Annotated in this window: 20 protein-coding genes; 12 read left to right on the forward strand and 8 right to left on the reverse strand. The window is 55.1% G+C overall.

The window, feature by feature from the left end:
* Window positions 1-90 precede the first annotated feature (90 nt).
* From H3U89_RS07345 to H3U89_RS07355, 3 genes are all read right to left on the reverse strand, one after another.
* Window positions 91-3,417, reverse strand: a complete 3,327-nt coding sequence (locus H3U89_RS07345) for a DEAD/DEAH box helicase family protein (RefSeq protein WP_198179806.1) — start codon at window positions 3,415-3,417, stop codon at window positions 91-93.
* Window positions 3,418-3,419: 2 nt separating this feature from the next.
* The gene (locus tag H3U89_RS07350; protein WP_198179804.1) at window positions 3,420-5,522 is read right to left on the reverse strand and encodes an Eco57I restriction-modification methylase domain-containing protein; all 2,103 of its coding nucleotides are present in this window, start codon (window positions 5,520-5,522) and stop codon (window positions 3,420-3,422) included.
* Window positions 5,523-6,747: 1,225 nt separating this feature from the next.
* Entirely contained in the window at window positions 6,748-7,572 is an 825-nt protein-coding gene (locus H3U89_RS07355; protein WP_198179802.1) for an oxidoreductase, read from the reverse strand.
* Window positions 7,573-8,312: 740 nt separating this feature from the next.
* Here H3U89_RS07355 and H3U89_RS07360 point away from each other — a divergent pair.
* Window positions 8,313-9,485, forward strand: coding sequence for an aminotransferase class I/II-fold pyridoxal phosphate-dependent enzyme (locus H3U89_RS07360; RefSeq protein WP_198179801.1), 1,173 nt, complete (start codon window positions 8,313-8,315; stop codon window positions 9,483-9,485).
* A gap of 82 nt (window positions 9,486-9,567) precedes the next feature.
* A complete protein-coding gene (locus H3U89_RS07365; RefSeq protein ID WP_198179799.1) occupies window positions 9,568-10,560 on the forward strand; it encodes a D-2-hydroxyacid dehydrogenase in 993 nt (330 codons plus the stop codon).
* Window positions 10,561-10,599: 39 nt separating this feature from the next.
* Here the strand turns inward: H3U89_RS07365 and H3U89_RS07370 are convergent, their stop codons facing one another.
* Window positions 10,600-11,190: a xanthine phosphoribosyltransferase gene (locus H3U89_RS07370; RefSeq protein WP_198179797.1), complete on the reverse strand. Its 591-nt coding sequence runs from the start codon at window positions 11,188-11,190 to the stop codon at window positions 10,600-10,602.
* Window positions 11,191-11,437: 247 nt separating this feature from the next.
* Between H3U89_RS07370 and H3U89_RS07375 the strand changes: the two genes are divergently transcribed.
* Together H3U89_RS07375 and H3U89_RS07380 are read left to right on the forward strand one after the other, a co-directional pair.
* Window positions 11,438-11,731 carry a hypothetical protein gene (locus H3U89_RS07375; RefSeq protein ID WP_198179795.1) on the forward strand — a complete coding sequence of 98 codons (294 nt, stop codon included), beginning with the start codon at window positions 11,438-11,440 and terminating at the stop codon, window positions 11,729-11,731.
* Between the two features lie 206 nt (window positions 11,732-11,937).
* A complete protein-coding gene (locus H3U89_RS07380) occupies window positions 11,938-14,442 on the forward strand; it encodes a UvrD-helicase domain-containing protein (protein WP_198179793.1) in 2,505 nt (834 codons plus the stop codon).
* A 51-nt stretch (window positions 14,443-14,493) separates the two neighbouring features.
* Here H3U89_RS07380 and H3U89_RS07385 read toward each other — a convergent pair whose 3' ends face one another.
* Both H3U89_RS07385 and H3U89_RS07390 read right to left on the reverse strand, forming a co-directional pair.
* A complete protein-coding gene (locus H3U89_RS07385; protein ID WP_198179791.1) occupies window positions 14,494-15,147 on the reverse strand; it encodes a response regulator transcription factor in 654 nt (217 codons plus the stop codon).
* Window positions 15,144-16,406: a sensor histidine kinase gene (locus H3U89_RS07390; protein ID WP_198179789.1), complete on the reverse strand. Its 1,263-nt coding sequence runs from the start codon at window positions 16,404-16,406 to the stop codon at window positions 15,144-15,146. Before H3U89_RS07390 ends, H3U89_RS07385 begins: the two co-directional genes overlap by 4 nt.
* A gap of 179 nt (window positions 16,407-16,585) precedes the next feature.
* Here H3U89_RS07390 and H3U89_RS07395 point away from each other — a divergent pair, with 179 nt between their 5' ends.
* The 4 genes from H3U89_RS07395 (at window position 16,586) to H3U89_RS07410 (ending at window position 20,794) form a co-directional block, all read left to right on the forward strand.
* Window positions 16,586-17,542 (forward strand): ABC transporter ATP-binding protein, encoded by a 957-nt coding sequence (locus H3U89_RS07395; RefSeq protein WP_198179787.1) that lies wholly within the window; start codon window positions 16,586-16,588, stop codon window positions 17,540-17,542.
* Window positions 17,543-17,582: 40 nt separating this feature from the next.
* Window positions 17,583-18,776 carry an ABC transporter permease gene (locus tag H3U89_RS07400; RefSeq protein ID WP_198179785.1) on the forward strand — a complete coding sequence of 398 codons (1,194 nt, stop codon included), beginning with the start codon at window positions 17,583-17,585 and terminating at the stop codon, window positions 18,774-18,776.
* Window positions 18,763-20,100, forward strand: a complete 1,338-nt coding sequence (locus H3U89_RS07405) for an ABC transporter permease (protein WP_332460540.1) — start codon at window positions 18,763-18,765, stop codon at window positions 20,098-20,100. The genes H3U89_RS07400 and H3U89_RS07405 overlap by 14 nt, the downstream gene beginning before the upstream one ends.
* A 121-nt stretch (window positions 20,101-20,221) precedes the next feature.
* The gene (locus H3U89_RS07410) at window positions 20,222-20,794 is read left to right on the forward strand and encodes an NAD(P)H-dependent oxidoreductase (RefSeq protein WP_198179781.1); all 573 of its coding nucleotides are present in this window, start codon (window positions 20,222-20,224) and stop codon (window positions 20,792-20,794) included.
* A 114-nt stretch (window positions 20,795-20,908) separates the two neighbouring features.
* On the opposite strand, the gene H3U89_RS07415 is transcribed toward H3U89_RS07410, so the two are convergent.
* Both H3U89_RS07415 and H3U89_RS07420 read right to left on the reverse strand, forming a co-directional pair.
* Window positions 20,909-22,186: an MFS transporter gene (locus H3U89_RS07415; RefSeq protein WP_198179779.1), complete on the reverse strand. Its 1,278-nt coding sequence runs from the start codon at window positions 22,184-22,186 to the stop codon at window positions 20,909-20,911.
* Window positions 22,183-22,869 carry a TetR/AcrR family transcriptional regulator gene (locus tag H3U89_RS07420; protein WP_198179777.1) on the reverse strand — a complete coding sequence of 229 codons (687 nt, stop codon included), beginning with the start codon at window positions 22,867-22,869 and terminating at the stop codon, window positions 22,183-22,185. Before H3U89_RS07420 ends, H3U89_RS07415 begins: the two co-directional genes overlap by 4 nt.
* A gap of 318 nt (window positions 22,870-23,187) precedes the next feature.
* Between H3U89_RS07420 and rpsD the strand changes: the two genes are divergently transcribed.
* From rpsD to H3U89_RS07440, 4 genes are all read left to right on the forward strand, one after another.
* Window positions 23,188-23,814, forward strand: a complete 627-nt coding sequence (rpsD, locus tag H3U89_RS07425) for a 30S ribosomal protein S4 (protein WP_015021916.1) — start codon at window positions 23,188-23,190, stop codon at window positions 23,812-23,814.
* Window positions 23,815-23,919: 105 nt separating this feature from the next.
* Window positions 23,920-24,588 carry a histidine phosphatase family protein gene (locus tag H3U89_RS07430; RefSeq protein WP_198179775.1) on the forward strand — a complete coding sequence of 223 codons (669 nt, stop codon included), beginning with the start codon at window positions 23,920-23,922 and terminating at the stop codon, window positions 24,586-24,588.
* Between the two features lie 92 nt (window positions 24,589-24,680).
* Entirely contained in the window at window positions 24,681-25,112 is a 432-nt protein-coding gene (locus H3U89_RS07435; protein WP_045924514.1) for a DUF948 domain-containing protein, read from the forward strand.
* On the forward strand, window positions 25,112-25,351 hold the full coding sequence (locus H3U89_RS07440; RefSeq protein ID WP_024627396.1) for a hypothetical protein: 240 nt from the start codon (window positions 25,112-25,114) through the stop codon (window positions 25,349-25,351). Before H3U89_RS07435 ends, H3U89_RS07440 begins: the two co-directional genes overlap by 1 nt.
* Window positions 25,352-25,433 lie beyond the last annotated feature (82 nt).

Here is a 25,433-nt window from a genome sequence, read left to right on the forward strand (position 1 = left end):
TTACTTACTCCTGACAAAGCCCTTTGCGGACTTGCCATTCAGTCTTATACGTGACTTTGCATATAAATGCAGAGACGCACAAAAGGTTTCTCATAGTTTGTTCCCAAATTGTTTTTCAACAAACTCGGCAAGCTGCCCGTTCTTGGATAATTCAGCTGCATCGGCCTTGATAAAGTTTGCGCCGTGACCCTTACCGACCTCATCGTTGTATCCGAGAATGTAATGCGTCGCAATCTGATAAATGATTTTTGTAGGCGCCAGGCCGAATACTTGCCGTTCAAGGATGTGATCCAGCCGTTTTCGATTGTTGGGGAAGAGCTCTTTCATCTTCCTGCTGTTATAAAGTCGTTTAATGATCTCTGTAATGTAGAGTCCTGATTTCATATAAAGGTCTGCAAACGTGTGTTCAGGATCGTCAAAGCATCCGGGATTTTCCTCCTCGAACTGATTGACCATCCGCACGACAACCTCGCGTGGGGTAAAAATCTGATTCGTTTTTTGTGGGGGCACATAGTCGAAAATATCCTCGTCTTGTTCCTCGTCAAGGTAATCGGCGAGCTTTGTGCGAAGATTAATGAATTCGCGAACAGAGTCATCGAAGACGACTGGATCGAAGAGTTGGCCATCGAAGTGAACCAATTTACCTGTTGCAGGGTCAGTTACATCGCCGCCGTCGCGTAACATTCGAAATTGCTCTATGCTAACGCTAGTTACTTCTTTGAAGACGTCAGCCGGTATGTTCTTATCGAATGTCGCCAGTGAAGTGTTTTCGTCACCATATGCCATAAGGAATGACGGAATGGTTCGTGAGAAACCGCGCAGGTGGTCACGGATACCGCTCTCGATGTTCTGCTTTTCTGCTTCTCTTTGAGAAGTTTCAACTTCCCGTACGACAGTCTCGCCGGCACTTTTCACCAACTGCCCACGAGAATCCTTGAGACAGCTCACAAGGTTCTGACGGATTCCATTGAGTTGATCCTGGTACTTACGATCTATTTGGTCAGCCTCCGCCGGTGATTGGGCCGTCTCGACAGCTTTTTTGCGAGCTCTATTTATCCGATTCTTTTCAATAGTATAGTTGCCCACCTCGCGGTTAAATGTAATGTCCACATCCGCTTTGATCCGCCGTTTTACCTGCTTCTGTTGGGAGGGTCTGAACTTGTCACCGTAATTCTTGCTAGCAGCCTCTATAAGAGGTTCTGTTATCTGGTTCTTGAAGTCTTCCTGCAGCTGATTCAGGAATCTATCTTCTTCAGAATCACTCGTCGAACCGATGTCGATTGATTCAATTGTGTCGGTTAATTGATCTTCTATACGGCTGTATACCTTGTCGCCAAACAAGTCGTTGGCGAGGCCTATAACTTTTTCCTGAGGAATACGAACTTCGCCGTTCTCATCAAGATTAAGGCTATCGACGGTATCTTCTTGAATGCTGATCGGTTTATTGGGGGCTTTGAAAGGCTCGAAACTCTGCAGCACCTCGAGCACTTCCGCAGGTGCATGGAAGACATTGCTGATGTTTTGAAAAAGAAAGTCACTCATGAAGCCTCTACGCACTACCTCGCGTGAGCGAATCTTTCGCGGTATGGTTAGCACCTGCTCTGCGTCGAGCTGAGTCATCTCACCATTGCTGTCTTCACCAATTACAGGGAAAAAGTTCAAAAGGGTACGAACACGCTGCTTTCGGTCATCAATTGTGCCTCCACCCGAAGCAGTGTCAGTGTACAGGTCGTTCGCGAACTCCTCGAAGATGGTAAGTGTTCGTGCTGGATCAAAATCGAAGACATAAGCATTCTTTTTGCGTTGGAACTTACCGTGTATGTTAAAGAGGCAAGGATTCTGTGCTCGAAAGGCAGCCTGCATGTATAGCGAAGGACTTTTCATGTTGGAGAGCATGAGGACAGCAGTCCACTCTGGAATGGTCACCCCAGTAGTCAATTGCCCGACTGAAAGTGTAATAGTACGTTCCTTAGATTTTATTGCTTGTCGTACCTTATCAAATGCTCTCTCGTTCTCATCCTCGTCGTCGATTCTGCCATCGCCCGCAGCAAGTATAATCTCATAGTCTTTGAAAACCGGATGTGCTTGGAGCTTTCTTGCTAGAGCTTTAGCGGAGTCTACTCGGCTCAGCATCCAGAACGTATGGCGCAACTCGTCGCGAAGTTCAGACGTTGAAAACGGGAATTTCTTTTGTGAAGTAAGCGCATCAAGGAATCGGTCCACTTCAGCGTCATGAATAAATTGGCCATTGTTTTTCGTGGCAAAGAATTCGTTCAGGTCGAAGGCATAGTCAACCGTGCCACCATCGATTTCGATGCCTTGTCTCACTTCATCCTGAAGGATGTCGGACATCTGATAGGTGAACAAATTAAGACGAGGTAGATCTGAATAAGGATTAGGCAGCTCCTCGTCGTTCCATTCATGCTTTGCTTTCTGTTCGTCGGCATAAGTCCAATTAAATATTGCATCTTCTGGGAACTTTTCGTTAGCTATAGCTTTGAACGGCGTGCCAGACAGATGCAAAGTGAACTTTCGCTTGATATGGTCGAATGCCACATCAGTTTTGAAGGTATCTACACCCTCATGTGCCTCATCAATAATAAGTATGTCCCATTCGAGCTCGGCAACATGGGCAAGTTTCTCATATTTGCCTCCAAAGTCAATAGCTCCCTTGAGATCTTGCAGGCTCACGAATTCAATACAACCTATTGGGCCATCATTGTTGAGTTTCTCCAAATATTGCTTTCGAGTGATGCAATATGGCTTACCCTGTAGAGCATCTACAGAGCTGATAAACAACAATCCAGATTCAGCACCAAAAAATTTGACATAGTCGTCATACCAGGAGTTTGCTATTGCTGGCCGGTTAGTCACTATAAGTATCTTTTGCGCGCCCAGACGTTTACATAAATCATAGCTGGTAAGTGTCTTACCAAACCGAGGCTTGGCATTCCAAAGGAACTCCCCATTTTCGTGATCACGTGCATATTCAGCTGTCTGTTTTGACGCCTTTGTCTGCTCATTACGTAAGTCATAACCAACAGGAGTGGGGGTTTCCAAGATTCCGTGGTTATCGCGGAATTCATAGAAAAGTTGGTGCGCTGGAACAGGTTCTATTTTAAACCACTCGGTGCCTGACTTTCTTGTTATTTTGAGTTTATGCAGATAGCTATGGAAGTCTGTGTCATGGAAGGTCTCTCCTGTGCCCTCATATGTAGCATTGCCATACCACTCGAGCCTGTAGGCGATGTCAGCAGTATGCGTTTGTTGCGCAATTCGCGTTTCGATATTCTGCTCGGTGTAACCGATTTTGGTCCACCCGTCGTGGCAGGGGATTCCGGGCGTAGTGTAGGCATATATCTGCGGCAGGGCAGGACGAGTTGACTTGACTAAATTGCTGATATCGGTGATGGCCATTTCTAATCCATCTCCTTAACATGTGACTCGACGAAGTTAATTTCCTCTTGATCAAACTTGTACTTTGAATAAAGCTGTTGATTGATCGTGCTGACGGGTTGTTGCCAATTGATGTCAGAAGTGATGGTGAAGTTCTGAAGAGGTATGAACTTCCACTTTTCTGGAGGATTATCCTGTGTAGTTTTTAGAATGCCGAGTAATACTCGAGCGAACTTTGTCTTGATGTATTTGAGTAGAGATTGAGCCTCTTGTTCTGTTTCAAAGCAGCCAATACTAATAAACGTTTCCGTATGGCCTGTCGAAGGCTGACCAATTAAGGGCTGACCTATTAGTGGTGTGGAAGGAACTTCGTCTAAAGCACCAGAGCCATTTGATTTGGGAAGAAATACTTTCCACTTAAAGAGGCTATCCGGTTCGTTCACGTAATCACGTCTGATATAGCGATAAACGCGTTTCATCTTCAGAAGACCTAGAATCTTGATATATTCGTGACTGTCTTCGGGCTTTTTATCAGAAAAAAGTTCAGGTAATAATGTAATTATGTTTGTTGACATATCGTAAAGATGTCCGCTGCTCTGTCGTTCTTGAGCAAATGGATTATCTCTATGCATAGCATCCGTGAGTCTGTATTCTGTACGGCTATGCACATCTCTTTCTAATGTCTCGAAATCGGCGCTTTGAGTGACTTTTTTATAAATAGAACGTAAGTTATTATCAGGAATAAAAGTCCCTACTGGACCAAATAGCTTTGTTCGGTCACGGAGAGTTACTGCCACACCTCCCTTAATGTCAGTGTTGGGAAATTCCTTGGATGCATCTGCCTCATACTGAAGAACTTTAAAGTGAGGATCAGTTAGCTTTTTAGTATTCCAAGCTTTTGGCGTACTGCCAGCGTTGAATAAGAATCGCGCCGGCGTAATAAGTTCGACCCTGTCTGCTACATCTTCAGCTGCATCCATAAAGTCGTTGTAAACGGGCTTTGCATATGTTCTGTTGCCGTCATCGTTGAACTCCTCCTGATATGGAGGATTGCCTATTACAGCATAGAATTTTTTATTCACGGAACCAGTTCCACCTTTCAAAGACGCGAATTCAATTGGTTTGTTATTTAGCCAATCATAAATAACGCACAGAGGTACCTTTTTCGGAGAAGCATACCTTTTAGGGGTAGTCGCGTTCTGATCGAATAGCGTTTTTTCAACGAAGCCGAAGAGCTGCGGTTGTATCAAGTCAGGCTTGAGTTCCCGGTAGTCGAAGAGTTTTGAATGAACTATCCGATCCATCTTGTTGCCTGGTGCAGCGCATGTTATGCCATTCATCTGCCAGAAATTCCACGATATGACATATGCGGCTTCGATCATTTCCTCGGTAGTTGGTGCAGTATTCCAACGCTTTTGCAGGTGTTCACAGAATGTCTCAAAAACATTAATACGTGCCAGTAGAAGATTGTCTCCCTGATACTCAAAGCCATATGAAGCTTTGAGCGCAGTAAGTGCCCAATTCACCCATTCCTTGCGAGTCTTCGTCTTTTCAGTTACGATGCGCAGTTTGCGATCAAGGAATCCGATGCGTTTACCTACCGGCAATTGCTCACCCGAAACAGCATCATAGCGAGAGCATACAAATGGTCCCTCGCCGCAGGCGATTTCTATCCGAGGACTTTCTACATATGCGTGCCACCCATGACCCTTTTTCTTTGGAAAGGATACCGGACTCGAAGTAGTTGTCCAAGTTTGCTTGTTTTCGACATTGAAGGCGCTCCTAGTGCCGAACCAGTCGGCGTCAATGTCATTGTTCATCTGATTACATAACCAGGAGGGTGTAAACACTTCAGCATGTATCTTGGTTCGGTGGAACCGGCGGCTATTTTCTTTTGCAATTCGAGGCTTAATAACCCCTGAGTAGAAACCTGTTATTTTATCAACAGTAACCCAATCGTCGCGCATATATCCCTGACCGAGATCTTCATATTCGTTATCTGCCCATATGATATTTCGATCGTTGGAGCGATCTTTCAGGAGAGTTTCCAATATTCGTGTCGGATAACGTGAATCAAAACTCTCAATGAAGCCAAAACCATCTACATTTAGTTTGTCGAGCCCCATTTCCTACAGTCCTCTATTCGTGAGCTCAGCAAATTGATTTAAATGTAAATTGGCGGTGAGGATTACAGTCGAGTGGTTGTTCACTTTCTTGCAAAAGAATCTTAAGCCAAATATGACACTAATCATGATAGTATTCTTATTCTTAATGGGGAAGTGCTGGTCCGCAACAGCTCTCACATCATTCTCAAAGAGGGCAAAAATCATTATCACACATTCTCCATAAGAATCGTATATCCGTACATTAAATGCTATTTTATCACTCTAGGTTGGCGATACTAGATTTGTTATTATCAGGTTTTATCGTTTGCGTATATTTCATCTAATGAATAAAGAAATTTTAATTTATACGAATTGGTAGTTTCCTAGTTGATCTGCTGATTTAACGAAATTCGTAGTATCGTTATGATGGTATTCTATCTTAAGAAAGATCGAACAATAACTCTGCCGATGCACAATTTGATAATGTACCCCATAGAGGCTTTTGCTTTGTCTTCGAGACAGTAATCGTTGTAACGTTATCTAGAGTAGCAGTTGAAAGATATAGCTTGTGTCTAGAAACCGGCACAAGTACGACTACCTTGAACGAAACGATCTTCAGTTTTCACTAGTTTGATATCTCAAATCATTATAGTCCAGTATCTCTTGTTTGAGTTATATTACAACTAAAAGGAAGCTACCAAAATTACTTAAATCCAGTTACGACAGCATCACGGGCGTTAAAGGAAAATGTCGGCCTACTTTAATATTTGAGGATGCTGATGTTTATTTGCCAGCGTTTTTAAGCTTTTTAGTAGTTATTTGATCTATTAACAGGAAAGAAACTACATTTATCAATGCTAAACATAATATAAAATATAAAAACAATTGTTATTAATTGCTCTTTTATGGCGTTATTAGAAGGTATCCACTATATTTAATCAGACTATGCAGGTCTCATCCTAGTGCACGGAGCGTTTAACTTGTTATGGTCGGCATACTTAGTAAGTAAAATTAAAAATAGTCTTCAGTTGCTCTCTTAGCATTGTTGTTTCCAACTTAATTCTCAAAATATATAACATGCATCCATGTTTGTAGCCTCAGAGTATACTATTTCGGAGCGGAATATTGCATTTCGCTAGATATTTTTGAAATGATAGATCATTGACCAAGTTTGGTTGTTGCAGTTGGCCTGTAAAGCCAGTAGTTCGCAATAAACTTATAAGCTAAATTGAAGAATTTTAATGTTTTACAAGTCCTTGGCATGGACCATCAAGTAATCCCAGGCACGAGTGGGTAGCAGGGCATGAAGGGCAACCAGAGGTTTGGCGCCGAAGCCTAGAAGGTAACGTGGGCGGGGATGGCGTACCGTCGAGGCATGGACGATGGCCTTGGCGATGGCTGATGGTTGGGTCAAATGCCTGCTGGAGTACAGTTTGCGCAACCCAGCAGCAGCACGGGATCCTGACTTTTGATAGACGCTTTTGCGGGTGACCGTTTGGAGATGATCGGCGGCGATTGAGCCCCAGTTGGTGGCAATGGCTCCGGGCTCGATCAGGACCACATCGATGCCGAAGGGACGCATTTCCATACGCAGGGCGTCACTGAAGGCTTCGAGGGCGTATTTGGTGGCATGATACCAGGCACCCATATAAGTGACCATTCGTCCTGCCATGGATGAGGTGTTGACGATTCGGCCGCGTTTGACTCGGCGCATGGCAGGCAGTATCAGCTGGGTCAATCGGGCAAGGCCGAAGAGGTTGACCTCGAATTGTCGACGGACCTCGTCAATGGAGACCTGCTCTACCGGGCCATAGGACCCGTAGCCGGCGTTGTTGACCAGCAGATCGACCCGCTTCTCCTTCTGCAGAATTCGTCCGACTGCCTTCTCGATGGAGGCAGAGTCTGTCAGGTCCATCTGCACGGCTGTTACCCCCTTGTTGGCCAGTGGCTTCAGTCGTTCAATGCGTCGTCCTGCCGCATACACCCGGTATCCATGTTCGGCCAGCATCCGGGCGGTTTCATACCCGATGCCGCTGGTGGCTCCAGTGACCAGCGCTACTCGATTGGTCATTTCCTCACCCCTTTTGACCGACATTCAAGAATCCTGTCTCTTGCCTGTCTTTGAAGCAAAGTATATGACAGAGATCTCAATGCAAGGACGCAACTTTTGGCGAGTGCGGTACAACTTTGGCATGCCTTTTTACCGAAACTCGTTCTTGCTGATTATGACTTCGACCGTAGTGAAGGGGTTGAACTTAGGATACGAGCGGTCAATGCTCCAGGATGGGATGAGGCGGAATGAGATGAAAGATTGCGTGTGGAGGGCGGCAATTTCAATTTACTTATAAAAGATTCGCCTGCTGCGGTTGGCCAGCCTTGTGAATGAGTGACCCGAGGAAACCTTACAGGAAACATCAAGCTAGATCTCGGAAAACTCAAGATTAATATGGCTTGGCACCAGGTCGCTTGCCATGAGCACGTTTATTTTTGGATGCTTGTCGCGTCCGTAAAATGGAAGCGCATGGTCAAATAATGGTCGGGTATATAGGATTGCCGAAAGTTCGCTGTACGCTTCTTAACAATGCTGATTGCAGATTCCGTAGGAGGTTTCAGCATGCAGGGCACACGATTTACCTATTGGTGGCACGGATTCGATCTGTGACGCCGCGTGCCTTGTAGGAACGGTTGCATGGATCGGAACCCACCGGCCCTGCAGTCGTCGACAGCATTTCCCGTGCATCGTCACCGCATAGTCGGTAGGGCGGCACCAGCGACAATGGTTGTAGTAACCGCATGGGAAAGGACAAGCCAATGACATTGGCGGATCATATGAATGCCAGGGTCAAAGCCCTGGCACCGAGCGACATTCTCGAGTTCAACAAGGAGATCGCCGGAATAGACGGCATCGTGAAGCTGACCCTGGGGGAGCCGGACTTCTTCACCCCCGAGCACGTCAAGCAGGCGGGCATCCAGGCCATCCGGGACAACCACAGTCATTACACCGAGAGTCGCGGCATGCCCAGTCTGCGCAAGGCGGCGGCCGGCTATCTACACGCCAAGTACGGGCTGGACTACGACCCTGACACGCAGATGGTGATTACGGCCGGGGCCACCGGGGGCATCTTCTCGGGCCTTACCGCCATGATCAACCCGGGCGACACGGTCATTCTGCCCACGCCCATCTTCCCGCTCTACATCCCCATCGCCCAGCTGAGCGGCGCCAAGACCGTCTTCGTCGACACATCCGATGACGGCTTCATTCTCAGGCCGGACAAGCTGGAGGCCGCCATCGAACACAGCGATGGTCCGGTCAAGGCCCTGGTGCTGAACTATCCGACCAATCCCACCGGAGTGACCTACGCCCGTGAGGATCTGGAGGCTCTGGCCCAGGTGGCGCGCAAGCACGGCTTCTTCGTGCTCAGCGATGAGATATACGCCGAGCTGACCTACCAAGGCACCCATGTGTCCATGGGCACCATCCTGCCCGAACAAACGGTCGTTCTTGGCGGGGTTTCCAAGTCCCATGCCATGACTGGATGGCGGGTCGGCATCGCCGCTGGCCCGGCCGACGTCATTGATCAGATCAGCAAGGTCAACGAGTTCACCATCACTTCGGTGACCACCAATGCCCAGTATGCGGCCCAGGAGGCTCTGACCAAGGGCATGAATGACACGGATCCGATGCGCGAGGCCTACCGCAAGCGGCGGGACTATCTGGTCAAGGCCCTGCCCGAGGTCGGTCTGGACGTCATCGATCCCAAGGGCGCCTTCTACATCTTCGCCCGGCTGCCCGAGGGCATGCGCGACAGCTGGAGCTTCGTCTACGACCTGGCTCGAAAGGCCAAGGTGGCGGTAATCCCCGGAGCAAGCTTCGGGCCTGGGGGAGAAGGCTACGTCCGCATCTCCTATGCTGCCTCCATGGAGGATCTGCATACCGCAGTGGAGCGGATCGGCGACTATATGCGCGCTCAAAATCGCGGCTGATCCCTCCGGCGATTCACTCGGCGATCATCACAACCATCATCTAGTAACAAAATCAACGAGGACAGTTACCAAGGACTAGAAAATGACCAGCATTCTCATGTATTCAGTACGCCCCGACGAGCAGGAGGCCATTCAGGCCTGGGCGCAAGCCAATGACATTCAGGTGGACACCACCGACCACGATCTGGGGATGAAGACCGTGGACATGATCAAGGGATACGACGGCATCGTCATCCAGCAGCACGCGGCCCTGCCCGAGCCCGAGCTCTACCAGCGGCTCAAGGAGTATGGCATCAAGCAGCTGACCCTGCGGATCACCGGCTATGACATCGTCAACCTGCAGGCCGCTCGGGAGAACGGGCTTGTCGTCACCAACGTGCCTGCCTACTCGCCCCGGTCGGTCTCCGAACTGGTCCTGGCCCAGGTCATGCGTCTGGTCCGGCATCTGGGGGAGGCCAGCGCTCGCGAGGCCAAGGACGACTATACCTGGGCTGGGCTTCAGGCCCACGAGATCCACAATCTGACCGTGGGGATCATCGGAGCCGGCAAGATCGGATCGGCAGTGGCCAGGATCTTCCGGGCCCTGGGCTCCACCGTCATCGCCAACGATCCGGTTCACCGCCCCGAGCTGGCGGACACCCTGGATTACGTGGACCTGCCCATCCTTTTGCAGCGGGCCGACATCGTCACCGTTCATACGCCGCTTGACGAGACAACACACCATCTGATCAACGCGCAGGCCCTGGAAGCCATGAAGCCCTCGGCCTTCCTGATCAACGCCGCCCGTGGCCCCATTGTGGACACCCCGGCCCTGATCAAGGCCCTGCAGACCAAGTCCATTGCCGGTGCCGCCATCGACACCATCGAGGGGGAGGCCGGCATCTTCGAAAATGATCTGAGCGGAACCAAGGTCGACAACCAGGCCCTGGAGACCCTCAAGGCCATGCCCAATGTGGAGGTCTCGCCCCACATCGGCTTCTACACCGATGCCGCCGTGACCGCCATGGTCAACATCTCGCTGAACGACGTGAAGACCATTCTTGAGGGCGGCACCAGCGAGCATCAGGTGGACTGAGTCCATTGTTTATGCGACCCGGACCGGGTGCCGACCTACTCAGGCAGGATTGGGAGCAAAGGTGATGGTGCCCCGGTCCGGGTCCATGCTTTCCACGATGGCCAGGGACTTGAGGTTGTAGCCCTCTTTGCGCAGGGTGCGGCCGCCCTCCTGGAAGCCCTTCTCCACGGCGATGCCGATGCCCTCGATGACGACCTTGGCATCATGGCAGATGTCGATCAGACCGTGCAGGGCGTTGCCCTTGGCCAGGAAGTCGTCAAGGATCAGCACATGCTCGCCCTCCTTGAGGAAGCGCTTGGCCACGATGACGGGGTACTCACGCTGCTTGGTGAAGGAGTAGATGCGGGCCGTGTACTGGTCGCCGTCAAGGTTGATGGACTGGGTCTTCTTGGCGAAGACCACCGGCACGTCCCCGAAGTGGCGGGCGGCCAGGCAGGCGATGCCGATGCCGGATGCCTCGATGGTCAGAATCTTGTCGATCTGGTGTCCAGCGAACAGGTGGGCCCATTCAGCGCCCATGTGGTCGAAGAGCCGCACGTCGCACTGATGGTTGAGGAAGGCGTCCACCTTGAGTACATTGCCAGGCTTGACCGTGCCCTGGCGGCGGATTCGCTCCTCAAGTTCCTGCATGTCATCGTCCTTGTCGTCATGAATGCGGGGCCCCTATGGTCCCGACGGATAGACACCAAGATAACCCGGTTCTGGGACTGTTGTCCGGCCGCCGTGATCCGCCAGGTTTCACCTCCAGCGGATTGGAGTGTCTTCCTGGCGTGTCAGCCCGTCAATCCGCGGATTCAAAGCCCTGACTGTTACAGTGAAAATTGACCGCAATGGTCACGCATCGTCACGGTGCGTTCAAGGACCTAAGGAGGACCATATGGGGATTCTGGATGATGCAAAGGATGCCATGAAGTCTGCCGGCGAGAAGATTTCCGATGTCGCTGGCGATGTAAAGGACACCGTTATGGACAAGGCATCCGATGCCAAGGACGCCGTTGCCGACAAGATGGGCGACGTCAAGGACGCTGCCCAGGACAAGATGGGCGACGCCAAGGACGCCGCCTCCGACAAGATGGACCAGGCCAAGGCCGATGCCAAGGTCGGCAAGGCCAAGGCTGAGCAGGGCGCCACCGAGGCTGTTAACAACGCCAAGGACCAAGTGCGCAACTGACCGGGTCATCTCGACTTCCCCGACTAAACCCCGTTCGCTTTCCCTATTCTCAAGGCGGACGGGGTCTTTTATTTCTGTTGGTATGCTTGCTGGCTAACCCATGAGCCAAGATCGATGACACCGCTTTGTGGTAGAAATGGTTGTTTGCCGGGTGTGCGCCATCCGGCCTGAGACGGTGACCGAGACCAGATGGCAAGAGGTGGCTTGTGAACGAGGAACCGGACTTGATCCAGCGCAGCGCCAAGGAGCTGCTCAAGGGGCTCAACGATCGGCAGGCCGAGGCGGTTCAATACCAGGGCCCGGCCCTGCTGATCGGAGCAGGCGCAGGCTCGGGCAAAACCAGGGTGCTGACCCGCAGAATCGCCTGGATCCTCAGTCAGTTCGGCGCCTGGCCCAGCCAGATTCTGGCCATCACCTTCACCAACAAGGCGGCATCCGAGATGCGCGAACGCCTGCGCCGGTTGATCGGGCCCGTGGCCGACCGCATGTGGGTGTCCACCTTCCACTCGGCCTGCGTGCGCATTCTGAGACGGGACGGCAAGGAAATCGGCCTACGATCGGGTTTCACCATCTATGACACAGCCGATTCCGAACGCCTGATCAAACTGATCGGCAAGGATCTGAACATCGATCTGAAGCGCTACACACCCAGAAACATTCTCAGCCACATCTCCGACTACAAGAACAACCTGCAGGATTGGCGCACACAGCTGCAGGAGTACGCCCCCGACTACCGGCCCGGGCAGCGCGGCCAGCAGATCACCGCCCGCTTCGGCAACGAGGAGGAGCTCTACTCCGTGGTCTACGCCGAATACGAGCACCGGCTGGCTCAGGCCAACGCCGTCGACTTCGACGATCTGATCGTGCGCACGGTCCAGCTGCTCCAGCAGTCCCCAATGGTGGCCCAGTATTACCACCACCGCTTCCGCTACGTGCTGGTGGACGAGTACCAGGACACCAACCATGCCCAGTATGTGCTCATGCGCGAGCTGGCCGGTGCCGATGCCGACATGCAGGACCAGGCCTGGATCACCGTGGTGGGCGATTCGGACCAATCCATCTATGCCTTCCGAGGGGCCGACATCAGCAACATCAGGGACTTCGAGAAGGACTTCCCCGGAGCCCGGACCATCCTTCTGGAGCAGAACTACCGTTCCACCCAGACCATTCTGGATGCGGCCAATGCCATCATCGTCAAGAACGAGGGCCGCAAGCCCAAGAAACTCTGGACCGCCCTGGGCAAGGGGGAGCCCATCGTGGGCTACGCAGCCGACAATGCCCAGCAGGAGGCCGCCTGGATCGCCACCGAGATCGCCCGGTTGCGCAGCGAGGAGGGCATTCCCTATTCCGATATGGCCATCATGTACCGGGCCAACGCCCAGTCCCGCGCCCTGGAGGAGGGGTTGATCAACGCCGGCCTGCCGTATCAGCTGGTGGGCGGGACCCGCTTCTACGAGCGCAAGGAGATCAAGGACGCCCTGGCCTACCTGCACGCCATCGCCAATCCCCAGGACGACGTGAACATGCGCCGGATACTCAACGTGCCCAAGCGCGGCCTGGCCGCACGTGCCGAGGCGGCGGCAACCTCCTATGCGGATCTGCATCAGGTCTCCTTCTGGCTGGGGGTGCAGCATATCGAGGAGGTGCCCGGGGCCTCCACGCTGATGGTCAAGCGGATGAAGGCCTTCAGAGATCTGATCACCTCCCTGACCGGCTTTGCCGCAGAGCACGATACCAAGCCGTCCCAGATTGTTGAGAAGGTGCTGGAGGACTCCGGCATGCTGGACGAGCTGCGCAGGTCGGTCGATCCGCAGGATGCCTCCAGGCTGGAGAACCTCGGTCAGTTGCAGTCAGTGGCCGCCGAGTTCGAGCAGAAGACTCCCGACGCCACGCTGGCGGGCTTCCTGGAGACCACGGCACTGGTGGCCGACTCGGACCAGCTGCCGGGCCTGGGCGACGACTCGGGCAAGGTGACGCTGATGACCCTGCACACGGCCAAGGGCCTGGAGTATCCGGTGGTCTTCCTGACCGGCATGGAGCAGGGAACCTTCCCTCACTCCCGCTGCCTGGAGGATGCCGACGAGATGCAGGAGGAGCGTCGGCTGGCCTATGTGGGCGTGACCCGTGCCAAGCGGCGTCTTTACCTGACCCGGGCGGCCGTCCGCTCCCAGTGGGGGCAGGTCAATGAGATGCTGCCCAGCCAGTTCCTGGATGACATCCCTGACGAGCTGATCGACTGGAAGCGTAGGCAGGCCGGCAACGAGCGGATGCGTGCAGGCTGGGACCTGGGTGACGACGAGGACGAATTCGGCGGCTTCGAGGATGAAAGCGACGGCCGTGCATTCGGCCATCGTTCATTCGGCGGCTTCGGCTCCGGCTTTGGCTCTTCCCGCAATGGATACGGGCGCTCGCGGACCTCCTCGCAGCGGTCGTTCGGCTCCTCCTCCAGAAATGGAAGGGTCACGACCAGGCGGAGCACGACAAACCCGTCGTCAACCTCACACGCTGGCAGGGCCTCGGCCCAGCCTAAGTCGAACGGACTGTCCATTCAGGACTTCTCCCTGGGTGACAGGGTGGCCCACGACCAGTATGGCCTGGGCAAGGTGGTCGATATTCAGGACAAGGGGCACAACTCGGTCCTGACCGTGGACTTCGGTTCCGAGGGAACCAAGCGGCTGATGCTGCGCTTGGCGCCGATCGAAAAGCTCTGAACGATCGAGACTCAGGGCCTACCCACGGACGGGACCACAGAATCTATGCGTTCATGACTCTTGCGAGGACAGCCATTCCACGGCGAGCTGGGTGCGGTTGGCCAGGTTGGTCTTGGCCAGGATGGCGGAGATGTGATTGCGGACGGTGCCTTCGCTGAGGCAGAGCCGCCTGGCGATGGCCTGGTTATCGAGGCCATCGGCCACCAGAGCGACGATTTCACGTTCGCGGTCGGTCAAGGTTTGGAAGCGCCGGGGAACAGGCTTGGACGGGGCCTTTCGCGTCTGCTCCTCCTGCTTGCCAAGCGACAGATTAGCCACGGCCTCGGCTCCGAGAACCGTCTGCCCGGCCATGACGGCCTGGAGGGCCGGCACCACCGAGGCCACGTCCTGCTTGATCACATACCCCTTGGCTCCCAGGGCCAGGGCGCGGGAAATATATTCCTTGTCTGCAAAAGTGGTCAGAAAGAGCACCCGAGCAGCCGGATCCACAGCGATGATGCGCTCCGCCGCCTCCAGGCCGTCCATGCCGGGCATCTGTACATCGAGCAGCAGCACGTCAGGCCTGCCGCCAGCCGCCTGGAAACACTTGAGGGCTGACTGGCCGTCATTGGCTGTCCAGATCACGTCTGCAGTACCGGTTGCCGTCAGAATCGTTGACAGGGACGAGCAGACAATCGGATCGTCATCAGCGATAGCGACTTTCATGCCATAACCTTCCTATCCTCTCCGTGCTCAGCTGCGCTCTGGTCGGACCAGGGTTCCTTGGGCAAGGATACGAAAACCTTCCATCCTTGTCGGTTGGGGCCGCTGTTGGCCGTGCCTCCCAAGGCTCTGGCCCTGGCCTCCATATCGGCCAGCCCCATGCCACGCTGGAGCTCTGGCTTCTTTAGGCGCGAGCTGTCAGGCTGCGATTGCTGAGACCCGCCGTCGTCCTGCACCACCATCTGCCAGAAGGCCGGGAGGTCGCGCAGAATGACCTGTGCCGACCTGGCTGAAGAATGCCGGACCGTATTGGCAAGGGCCTCGCGAACAATGGTGGCCAGGCAACGACACACTGGTGCAGGGGCTGTCTCGATGCCGTTGTTCAGATCGACCTTCAGCCGCCCCATAGAAGCCTCGGAGCTGGCATCCTCCATCTGGGATGCGAAGTCGGTGCCCTCATCCTCCAAGTCATGCACCGAACGACGGATTGTGGTCATGGCCTCATTCAGGGTCTTGCCGACATCATCCAGTATCCGCTCGGTACTCTGATCGCCCCTGCTCTGCGCAACCACCCGGCCAGCCTGGATTTGCATGATTGCTCGGGTGAGCAGGTGGCCCACATTGTCATGAATATCTCGGGCGATCCGGGTCCGCTCGGATAAGTGCGCCATTCGGGTCGCCTGGGCCCGCTCCTCGTCCAGGTCGTTGATGCGGCCGCGCAGTTGGCGAATCCGGTAGCGTTCGGTGTCCTCAATCCGCCATTCACGACCCTTAGCCACGGCCAAGTGCGCACATGCCAGTCCGCCGCCTTGCGTCAGTGCTGATGTCAACAAAGCAAGCAGCGCATAGCCTTGGGTGAGGCCTCTGGACAGTATGAGGTCAGTGATGGCAGGTATCAGCCAGAAGAATGCAGGCAGCAAGGCCAAGAGCTGCCTGAGGGAGGCCAGCACAGAGTCTTTGGCCTGGGTGTCTTCCATGTCGGCTGATCCGGTAGCTGGAACCATGGTTCCGAGTCCGACTCCTGCCTCGAAGGCCAGAGCCGGCAAGAAGAAAAGCCAGACAGGTATGAACATTGCCAAAAGCGACACCAGAGCGCCGCCCCACATGGAACCTGGCGCCGGCAGCAGCCATTCACACAGGGCCCCTGCGGCTAGAGAGGCCAGGAGGCCGGCGATCAGGGTTGCTGAAACCCCTGAACCATACCATGATCCGCATAAGGTCCCCAAAGCAAGCAGGACCAGCCAACCAGCTATCCTGCCCATGAACGTCTCCTCGCCCTGTTGCCCTATTGTCTCAAATAATAATTGGCGGGCTACCCCTTCCTGCGCCTATCCGCATGCGGGAGTACCCATGACAAATGTCATAGGTCTGATTCGAACATCCACAATATCGATGACGGCTGTCACGGTGTTGGGCCAGCCGTAGCTGGGATGATGGAAACATGAACAGTTCAGGTGAGCAGGAGCCGGCCTTGCAGGTCAGCGTATTGGTGAAGCGCTACGGTGACATGGTGGCCTTGGACCACTTCGATATGGAAGTCAGCAGAGGTGAGGTATTCGGACTGCTCGGCCCCAATGGTTCAGGTAAGTCAACCGCCATCAACTGCATATTGGCACTGCTCAGCTTTGAATCGGGGACGGTTCGGATATTCGGGCAGGAGATGACCCCGACCTCCTATGACCTCAAAAGTCATATAGGCGTGGTTCCTCAGAATGTGGCTGTTTTCAACGAACTGAACGTGCAGGAGAACATCGACTATTTCTGCTCCCTCTATGTGCCCAAGAAGGCCGATCGCAAGGAGCTGGTGGAACAGGCCATAGACTTCGTAGGGCTGGGCGACTTCCGCAAGTTCCGTCCCGGCAAGCTGTCGGGCGGTCTGTTGCGCAGGCTCAACATCGCCTGTGGTATCGCCCATCAGCCCGACCTCATCTTCTTCGACGAGCCCACCGTCGCCGTGGATCCCCAGAGCCGCAACGCCATCCTGGAAGGCATCGAGCGGCTAAACGCCCAGGGGGCCACCGTGGTTTACACCAGCCATTACATGGAGGAGGTGGAGCAGATCTGTACGCGGATCATGATCATGGACCACGGCCGACAGATCGCCCTAGGCACTGCCGAGGAGCTCAAGGGCATGGTCCAGGCCGGCGAGCAGGTCACCGTCGAGACCCTGGACCTGCAGGAGTCCACCCTGGCCAAGATCCGCGCCCTGCCTCTGACCCAGTCCGTCGACTATGACGGCAAGGAGCTGGTCATCCACTGCCGCCAGGGCGAGCACAACCTGCAGGATGTGCTGACGGTCCTGGAGTCCACCCAGACCAGCTACGGCCACCTGACCAGCCGTCCGCCATCCTTGAACGACGTGTTTCTGGAACTGACCGGCAAGGAACTGCGCGACTGAGCGCGGTCCCAGACTCAATTGCCGTAAGGAGCACCTATTCATGTGGAACTCATTCCTGATCAACGTCAAGACCTCGATACGCAACACCTCCTCCCTCTTCTGGGTACTGGCATTTCCAGTCATATTGGCCGCTCTGATGCTGGGCATCATGGGCAACCTGCAAGACGGTTACTCTGCCGAGGCGCAACATTTCGCCATAGTCTCTGACGCCAACTGGAAAGCCAGCCTGGGCGCTGACGAATTGGTTTCATCACTATCGAAGAAACCCAAGGCAGGGTCCGATGAGACTCAGCTGCTTATCCCGACGACAGTGGCTTCAAGGGATGAAGCGAACGCGCGTCTGGATAGTCAGAAGGACATCGGCTACCTGTACGCGGGTTCTGACGGACGGGTCAACATGGTCCTGTCCGATCGTGAAGCCGCCAACATCCAATCCGACTCAACTGCCTCAGAAGGCATAACGGTCTCTATTCTCTCCGCCTCGCTAGTCAGCTTCAATCAGGCCAACTCGGCAAGCTCAACCTTGGCCTTGCCAAATACTCAAATACTGCTGCAATCCGGCCAGCAGACCTACACTAAGCAAATCCGTCTGACCCATATCAATCCTTCGATGACCGCACCTTACTTCTTTGCCGTGCTCGCTATGGCCTGCCTTATCGGCGCCAGCACCGCAGCAGAGATGATTGCCAGGACCCAGCCCAACCTTTCAGCCCTGGGAGCCCGACGGGCCAGTTCTCCCAGCCCCAAGTGGCGGCAGGCAGCAGGTGCTTTCCTGGCCTCCTGGCTCTTCTCCGCAGTCAGCCTCCTGGTCGCCTACATCTTCGTCCGCACAGTCTGCGGCGTGCAAACCGGCGGCCGTGACCCGATAGCCCTCATAGCCATTGCCGTGGGCACCTTCATGGCCACTGCTTTCGGTTCTATGATGGGCGCCATTCCCAAACTTTCCACCGAAACGAAGGTTGGCCTGGTCATAGGCATCGACTGCACGCTGAGCGCCTTCATCGGTCTCTACGGCAGCCTGGCTATGGACCTCAACAACGCCATCCAGGAGCACGCTCCGATCCTTCACTTGATCAACCCCGTCAAGCAGGTCTCCAACCTCTTCTACGACATCGTCTACTACGACAGCCTGGCACCCTTCGCCCGGACCTGCGGCATCCTGGCTATCATGGCCGCCGTCTTCCTGGCCATCTGTGGTCTGTTCCTAAGGAAACAACGTTATGAATACTTGTAAAACGGCACTGCGCGTCATCTGGGCGCATAAGTTCTACCTCCTCCTGTACCTGGTGGGGATGAGCCTCATCATGATCGTCATCGGTTCCACAAACATGCAGGCCGCGGTACGTGCCAATGCCTCAAGCTCGGTTGGGCGCTTTGAACCCGCGAAGGCGAAAATAGTCGTTATCAACAGGGACCGTGGCAACCAGGTCGGTTGTGAGCTGGGCCAAGGTCTGGAGCGGTACCTGGGCAAGTCGGCCCAACTGGTGACAGTCGAAGATAAGCCTCAAGCCTTGCAGGACGCCAATGTATCCGGCAAAAGCGATTTGACCGTCATCATTCCAGCGGGATATGGCCAACGCTTTCTTGATGCGCTTGAAGATACTGCTGCCCAAGCTCACAGCGGTAGCAAAGCCACTGATTTCCCTAAAGTTGAAACAGCTGCCTCCTATAATTCCAGCCGCGGCAGTTTGGCACAACTGCAGGTGGACAGTTATTTCGATGCTCTTCGTACTGCTCTGCTACCAGATCTGGGTCAAAACGGTCCCATGAAGCTGCATTCGTCTGCAGCGATCGAGGATGCGGCTGCCTATGCAGTATCGCACTATGCCAGCAGCCAGCCACATGTGGGCATCCATGCCAGCCCAAAGGATGATGACCATGGCGCCCTCTTGGAAGGCTTCGCCACCACCGTCGGCCTGGCTGCCTTTCCCCTGATGACAGCGCTGACGGTCTGTGTTGCTACGCTTTTCGGAGCCTTCAGTTCTCCCGACCGACATCGACGCATGCTTGCCTCTCCAATGCGATCAAGCAGCCTGAACGGACAGGAGCTCACAGCAGCCCTCATCCTGGCGGGCTTCTCCTGGTTATACTACGTGGCACTCGTCGCTTTCAGCATGGCGGCGTCAGGGGTGTCCTTGGTTTCGCTTGGCTGGGGGAGGGTGCTGCTGAGCTTTTTCGTCATGCTGATATTCGCTGTGTCGGCGGCCTCCTTTGGATTCATGCTTGCTCAGTTCAATCCTTCCTCTTCTCTCATAAACTCGGTAGGGGTCATCTTCGGCCTGGTGGTTATGTTCACCTCCGGGTCAAGTTCGGGAGGCCCCCTGCCTCCGGTCATGCAGACCATCGGCAAATTGACGCCGGGCTGGTGGTACAACACAGCAGTCCAATCAATCATGGATTCCAGCGCAGCAGGTCCGGCCTCCTGGGGTCTTCCGTTGACCGTGGTCGCACTGTTTGCACTGGCTTATGCCTGCCTCGGTCTCATGGTCTCCCGCCTGATGCGCACGCGGGCCACCCTGGTCGCTCCTGTCAGTTCCGACCCCAGCATGATCGGGTAGTTTTTCCGCATTCATATCATCTTTCTGTCAACGGTTTTGCTTATGGTAATCTACCGAATATAAAATAATTTTGGAGAATAGAGCCAAAACCGAATGCAGCACAACTGAAGAAGTAAATGATATGAACATACTCGTTATTCAAGGATCACCCTATGGAGGTAGTTTCAGCCACACCAACGCCCAGGCTTATGCACAAGCTGCCCGGCGTAAAGGCCACACGGTCGAAATGATCGACCTCAGCCAGGAAGACTTTGACCCAGTGCTTCGCTACGGCTATGTCAAGCACATGGAGGACGAATCAGCACCTAAGCGTTATCAAAACATGGTTGCACGAGCCGATCATCTGGTCTTCGTCTTCCCCATTTGGTGGGCGGGCGAACCGGCCATCCTCAAGGGCTGGCTGGATAGGGTACTCACGCCCCAATTTGCCTACAGATATGAGAGCAGCCTTAAGTCGGAGGGGCTGCTCAGAGGCAAGACGGCGCAAATTATCAGTAGCAGCCATGGGCCGGCCTTCGTCTCCAAGATGTATGGCTCCACCGTGACCCGATGGAAGTACTCCATCCTGAAATTCTGCGGTATCAAATTCACCGGGGCCAGCATTCTGGGCTGCATAGATTCGAAGATTGATACACCTGAACGCCGCGACGCCTTCACTCGGAGGATTTGCGAGACAGTCCCCTCAGCAAAGTAAGGCCTGTCAGCCTTATTGAGACGCTTTTGTGTCTATGTCGCTAAGCGATGGATCCCTGGTCGTCAATGGCGAAAAAGCGCCGGCGCGGCATTCAAAAGGCCTTCACTTCGTTGATCATTCATCCGGCTTCATGGCCAGTCTGGCAATCAGACATGTCAGTAGTGTCACCGTGACCACCCCAGTGATGATCAGGGTCATGGGGCAGTGGTCGATCAGCGGGCCGAAGGTGGCCTGTCCCAGCGGAATCGCGCACATGCATAGACTGTTGGTCAGCCCTATTACTTTGCCTATCAGCATTGCAGGGGTATGAATCTGCTCGTAGGACATGGAAGTGATGTTGACCGTCTGCACCATTCCCGCAGCCAGAGCCATGCATCCGGTTACCAGGGCGAAGAGGACATAAGTCGGCAAATGCAGAAGCAGTCCTGCTGCAATGGGCAGGAGGACCAGGGCGCTGCCGGAAAGCAGCATGGGTATCCGTTGCAGATAGAACCAGGTTGGGCGGATGGACACCAGGATGGCTCCAAGCAGGCTCCCGCAGGCCAGTATCCCTTCGGCCAGCCCCTGCATGGCATTGCTCAGACCCAGTGTCCGAGTGATCATATATGGCAGGGCCACGTTGATGTACGAGGCAAAGATCAGGTTGGCCGCCAGGCTGAGTCCTATGACCACTTTGAGGTTGCTGTGCCTGACCAGAAATTGTGCAGCGGCTTTGGTGTCCGCGACCAGATGGCCCACCAGTGCTCTCGGACCTTGGGAGGTGTCCTGTGCTGGTTCAGGAATCCTGACGGCAATTCTGATCCAGACGGCAGAGAGAAGACAGACCAGAGCGGCAACCCCGACCACTTGCATGATTCCGAAGAAGCCCATGACCATGCCAGCCAACACTGGCCCGATCATTCCCACCAGGGAGATCGCCTGGGAAACCAGGGCTGAGGCGCGGGTCAGGTCTTTGCTGTCCGCCAGGCAGTGAAGGGCTGCTTGCACGGTTGGGCTGTAACAGGCCCTGTAGGCATTGACCAGCATCATGCAGGCCACGGTCAAAAAAACCGGGTCAATCTTCTGGCTTATCAGGATGTACAAGAAGGCGGTCAATGCTGACAGAATGTCCAGCACCGCCATGGTGGACTGCTTGTGCAGCCGGTCGGCCAGAGCTCCGCCCAGGGGGGTCAGGAGTATGGATGGAAGGACCGCCAGAGCAGAGACCATGCCATAGAGGGATGCCGATCCTGAGATGTTGAGCAGGTGAAGCGGAAGGGCGAAGACCAAACATGTTTGCCCCAGATTGGAGAGAATCTCAGTCGTCAGAAGAGCAATGAAGGGCAGTGTCAGCAGCCCTCTGCCCTTGGAGCGGTCTCTACTTGGAGCTTGGTCGTGAGCGGGCGGGTTCATATCGCGACTTCGCTTTCAGTCTTCTCATGGTCGTTGCTTTTGGCGTCGGTGCCGAAGGATGCCAGAAGGTCCGAGAATCCCTGATCTTGCAGGGGGATGCCCAAGCTTTGCATGATCGTGAAGAAACAGGCGGCTCTGGTGCGCAGCTCAGCTTGCGTGCCTTGGCGAAAGAAGGGCAGCAGCCACATGTTGGCCAGCAGGCGGAGGATCTCCGCGGCTTGTTCGACCTGGTTCACATGCATTGATCCGTCCTGATTGCCCTGTGTGATCAGGTCGACAAAGTCGTCCCGCTCGTCCACCAAGGCGGTGAATTCCATGCCGATCATCTTGGGATTGGCCTTTGGGTTGAATTTGCGGAACATCAGATTCGCGGCCTCCAGCCTCTTTTGCGCTCGCTTGGGGGAGAAGAGCGACTGCAGCTGCTCCAAAGCCGTGCCTTGCTTCGAGCGGGCATGGTTCTTGCCGGTCGTCTCGCTCATGGCCTTCATCAACCTGTCGGCCACGGCATCGAAGAGGTCTTCCTTGGATCGAAAATGGTGGTAGACGGCCCCCTTGCTCAGGCCTCCGGTTGCATCGATGATGTCCTGCATGCTGGTCTTGTCGTAACCTTGGCTGGTGAAGAGCTCGGTCGCGGCTTTGATGATTCGCTCCTGCGTCAACTCGGGATGCGCATTGCGGGCCATGCTAGCCTTCCTTTCAGTTTGCCGAAACGAGTCGTCGCTGATCGGTTGGGGAAGTCGGTCATCCTTGATTAAATAACATTCCGACCGTTGGTATGAATATATCACAACATACTCGTCCCCGCAGGTCGGGCACATGTGGTTTAATAAACACTTGGTTTGCGCATTTGTGCGCGAACCTATCTGGAGTCTCAGCCCATCAATGGGTCGGCGGCCGCAAGGTCGTTCGTGCTTGGCACGGTGAAGCATTGGAGAGGCCTGACTCGACGGTTCCGGCCGTCTTCGTTCAGATAACGACAGAAGCAAGTAAGGATTGCATCAATGACTAACATTCAGCGTGCGCGTCGCCAGGTCCGCCTGTCCCGCGCTCTGGGCATCGCCCTGACTCCCAAGGCCCAGCGCCTGTTCGAGAAGCGCCCCTATGGCCCCGGCGAGCACGGCCGCAGCCGCCGTCGCACCGAGTCCGACTACGCCGTCCGTCTGCGTGAGAAGCAGAGACTGCGCGCCCAGTACGGCGTTTCCGAGAAGCAGCTGCGTGCCGCCTATGAGCGGGGCACCCATGAGTCCGGCCAGACCGGTGCCGCCATGCTTCGCGAGCTGGAGTGCCGCCTGGACAACCTGGTCCTGCGCGCCGGCATCGCCCGCACCACCGCCCAGGCTCGCCAGTACGTGGTTCACCGCCACATCCTGGTCGACGGCAACATCGTGGATCGCCCCTCCTACAGGGTCAAGCCCGGCCAGACCATCCAGGTCAAGCCCAAGAGCCAGACCATGGTGCCCTTCCAGATCGCTGCTGAAGGCGTCCACCGGGATGTGCTGCCCGCAGTCCCCGGCTACCTGGACGTGGACCTGGCCTCCTTGAAGGCCAGCCTGGTCCGCAAGCCCGAGCCGGAGGAGATCCCGGTTCAGATCAACATCCAGTACGTGGTCGAGTTCTACGCTCGCTGACCACTAGGAACTTCCACTAGTAACTTTGAGGCCCCGGTCCGTCCGGGGCCTTTTGCATGTCAGGATCTGCCGAGCCTGTTGGGACATGGGTGGGATAATGGGGGCATGTTGCTCCATCTGTATGCCGTCCGCCATGGGCAGACCTATTTCAACCGCTACAACCGTCTTCAAGGCTGGTCCAACTCGCCGCTGACTGCATCGGGGCTGGAGGATGCCGACCGTGCGGGCCATAAATTGAGCAAGGTGAACTTTGCTGCCGCCTACTGCTCGGACACCACCCGCGCCCAGGAGACAGTCCGCAGAATCCTGGACCAGAACCAGTCGGAGAAGAAGCCTGAGCCGGTCAGCGACAGCCACTTCCGCGAGCAGTTCTACGGCTACTTCGAGGGGCAGGACATGGCCATGGCCTGGTGGGCCGCAGGCGCGCCTCATGGGGCGGGCACCTACCAGCAGATTGTGGATCAGTTCGGCCTTGCGGCTACCAGGGACTTCCTCAAGGAGGCCGATCCCTTCGGTGATGCGGAGTCCGACAGCGAGTACTGGACGCGCATTGCCGGCGGATTCGCACTGATTGCCGCCAACCCGCATCTGAAAGATGGCGACCGTGTCCTGCTGATCTCGCACGGCAACACCCTGCTCAGTCTGGTCAACCGATTCGGCGGCGGGCGTTATGACACCAGCAGCCGCCCGAGCAACGGAAGCGTCACCATATTCGACTTCGATACGGAGGCCCCCTTTGAGCGCGCCCTGCAGGTTCGGTCCTTCAACCGTTGAACCGGCTTCAACCGGCCGGTCATGGCCTGGTCTGATAGACGGCGCGTGCTAGCGTTGTCCCCAGTATCGTACCAATGGAAGAGAGGTAGCAGATGGACGTAGGACAGATTGCCGGCCTGATAGCGGCCATTGCCTTCGCTATCCTGGCAGGGTTTCTGATCTATCCCCTGATTCGTCTGGGGAAGCTCTTCGACCAGCTGGCACAGACCATCAAGCAGGCGGGCGACCATGTCGTGCCCACCCTGGACGAGTCCACCAGCACGGTCACCCAGCTCAACCAGACCCTGACCGACGTCAATCGCATCTCCGCAGCGGCCTCGACCACGGCAGGCAACGTCGGCGCCCTGACCGACCTGTACGGATCCATGCTGGGCAAGCCGGTCATCAAAGTGGCAGCCTTCCTCTATGCCCTGCGCAAGACGATCTCGTCATTCCTTTCTGGTGGCCGCAACAGCGCCGAATCCAAGTCCTCCACAGCAAAAAAGGCCAATGACGGCCAAGGGAACGAGGGGAGTACCCGCTGATGTTCAAACGGATCTTCTGGATGGGCCTGGGCGTCACGGCAGGCGTAGTCCTGGTGACCAAGGCCGAGGCCTATGTCAGGGCCAATACCCCCAAGCGTGCAAGGGAATTCGTGCTGGGCGAGGACCAGGACCAGGTGGCCTCACGGACCCTGTCCGGCCTGGTGCGCCAGTTCACCCAGACCATGCACCAGCGGCAGGACGAGCTGGACCGCCGCTATCTGGACCGTTTCCAGGGCTGAGCCTGGGGCGGACAGGCCAGGACAGATACGCCTGGCCGGTGTAAAATCACCATATTCAGCTAAGAGTCCGGAGTGCGGGCGA

Origin of the sequence: Bifidobacterium sp. W8104, from assembly GCF_016100735.1 — a bacterium.
GTDB classification, from domain to species: Bacteria; Actinomycetota; Actinomycetes; order Actinomycetales; family Bifidobacteriaceae; genus Bombiscardovia; species Bombiscardovia choladohabitans.

Excerpts from the sequence above, each read along its gene's own strand:
- H3U89_RS07435 (WP_045924514.1), top strand. The coding sequence starts at position 24,681 with ATGGACGTAGGACAGATTGCCGGCCTGATAGCGGCCATTGCCTTCGCT.
- H3U89_RS07355 (WP_198179802.1), bottom strand. The coding sequence starts at position 7,572 with ATGACCAATCGAGTAGCGCTGGTCACTGGAGCCACCAGCGGCATCGGG.
- H3U89_RS07440 (WP_024627396.1), top strand. The coding sequence starts at position 25,112 with ATGTTCAAACGGATCTTCTGGATGGGCCTGGGCGTCACGGCAGGCGTA.
- H3U89_RS07390 (WP_198179789.1), bottom strand. The coding sequence starts at position 16,406 with ATGGGCAGGATAGCTGGTTGGCTGGTCCTGCTTGCTTTGGGGACCTTA.
- H3U89_RS07385 (WP_198179791.1), bottom strand. The coding sequence starts at position 15,147 with ATGAAAGTCGCTATCGCTGATGACGATCCGATTGTCTGCTCGTCCCTG.
- H3U89_RS07365 (WP_198179799.1), top strand. The coding sequence starts at position 9,568 with ATGACCAGCATTCTCATGTATTCAGTACGCCCCGACGAGCAGGAGGCC.
- H3U89_RS07360 (WP_198179801.1), top strand. The coding sequence starts at position 8,313 with ATGACATTGGCGGATCATATGAATGCCAGGGTCAAAGCCCTGGCACCG.
- H3U89_RS07405 (WP_332460540.1), top strand. The coding sequence starts at position 18,763 with ATGAATACTTGTAAAACGGCACTGCGCGTCATCTGGGCGCATAAGTTC.
- H3U89_RS07400 (WP_198179785.1), top strand. The coding sequence starts at position 17,583 with ATGTGGAACTCATTCCTGATCAACGTCAAGACCTCGATACGCAACACC.
- H3U89_RS07430 (WP_198179775.1), top strand. The coding sequence starts at position 23,920 with ATGTTGCTCCATCTGTATGCCGTCCGCCATGGGCAGACCTATTTCAAC.
- H3U89_RS07420 (WP_198179777.1), bottom strand. The coding sequence starts at position 22,869 with ATGGCCCGCAATGCGCATCCCGAGTTGACGCAGGAGCGAATCATCAAA.
- H3U89_RS07345 (WP_198179806.1), bottom strand. The coding sequence starts at position 3,417 with ATGGCCATCACCGATATCAGCAATTTAGTCAAGTCAACTCGTCCTGCC.
- H3U89_RS07415 (WP_198179779.1), bottom strand. The coding sequence starts at position 22,186 with ATGAACCCGCCCGCTCACGACCAAGCTCCAAGTAGAGACCGCTCCAAG.
- H3U89_RS07370 (WP_198179797.1), bottom strand. The coding sequence starts at position 11,190 with ATGCAGGAACTTGAGGAGCGAATCCGCCGCCAGGGCACGGTCAAGCCT.
- H3U89_RS07395 (WP_198179787.1), top strand. The coding sequence starts at position 16,586 with ATGAACAGTTCAGGTGAGCAGGAGCCGGCCTTGCAGGTCAGCGTATTG.
- rpsD (WP_015021916.1), top strand. The coding sequence starts at position 23,188 with ATGACTAACATTCAGCGTGCGCGTCGCCAGGTCCGCCTGTCCCGCGCT.
- H3U89_RS07350 (WP_198179804.1), bottom strand. The coding sequence starts at position 5,522 with ATGGGGCTCGACAAACTAAATGTAGATGGTTTTGGCTTCATTGAGAGT.
- H3U89_RS07410 (WP_198179781.1), top strand. The coding sequence starts at position 20,222 with ATGAACATACTCGTTATTCAAGGATCACCCTATGGAGGTAGTTTCAGC.
- H3U89_RS07375 (WP_198179795.1), top strand. The coding sequence starts at position 11,438 with ATGGGGATTCTGGATGATGCAAAGGATGCCATGAAGTCTGCCGGCGAG.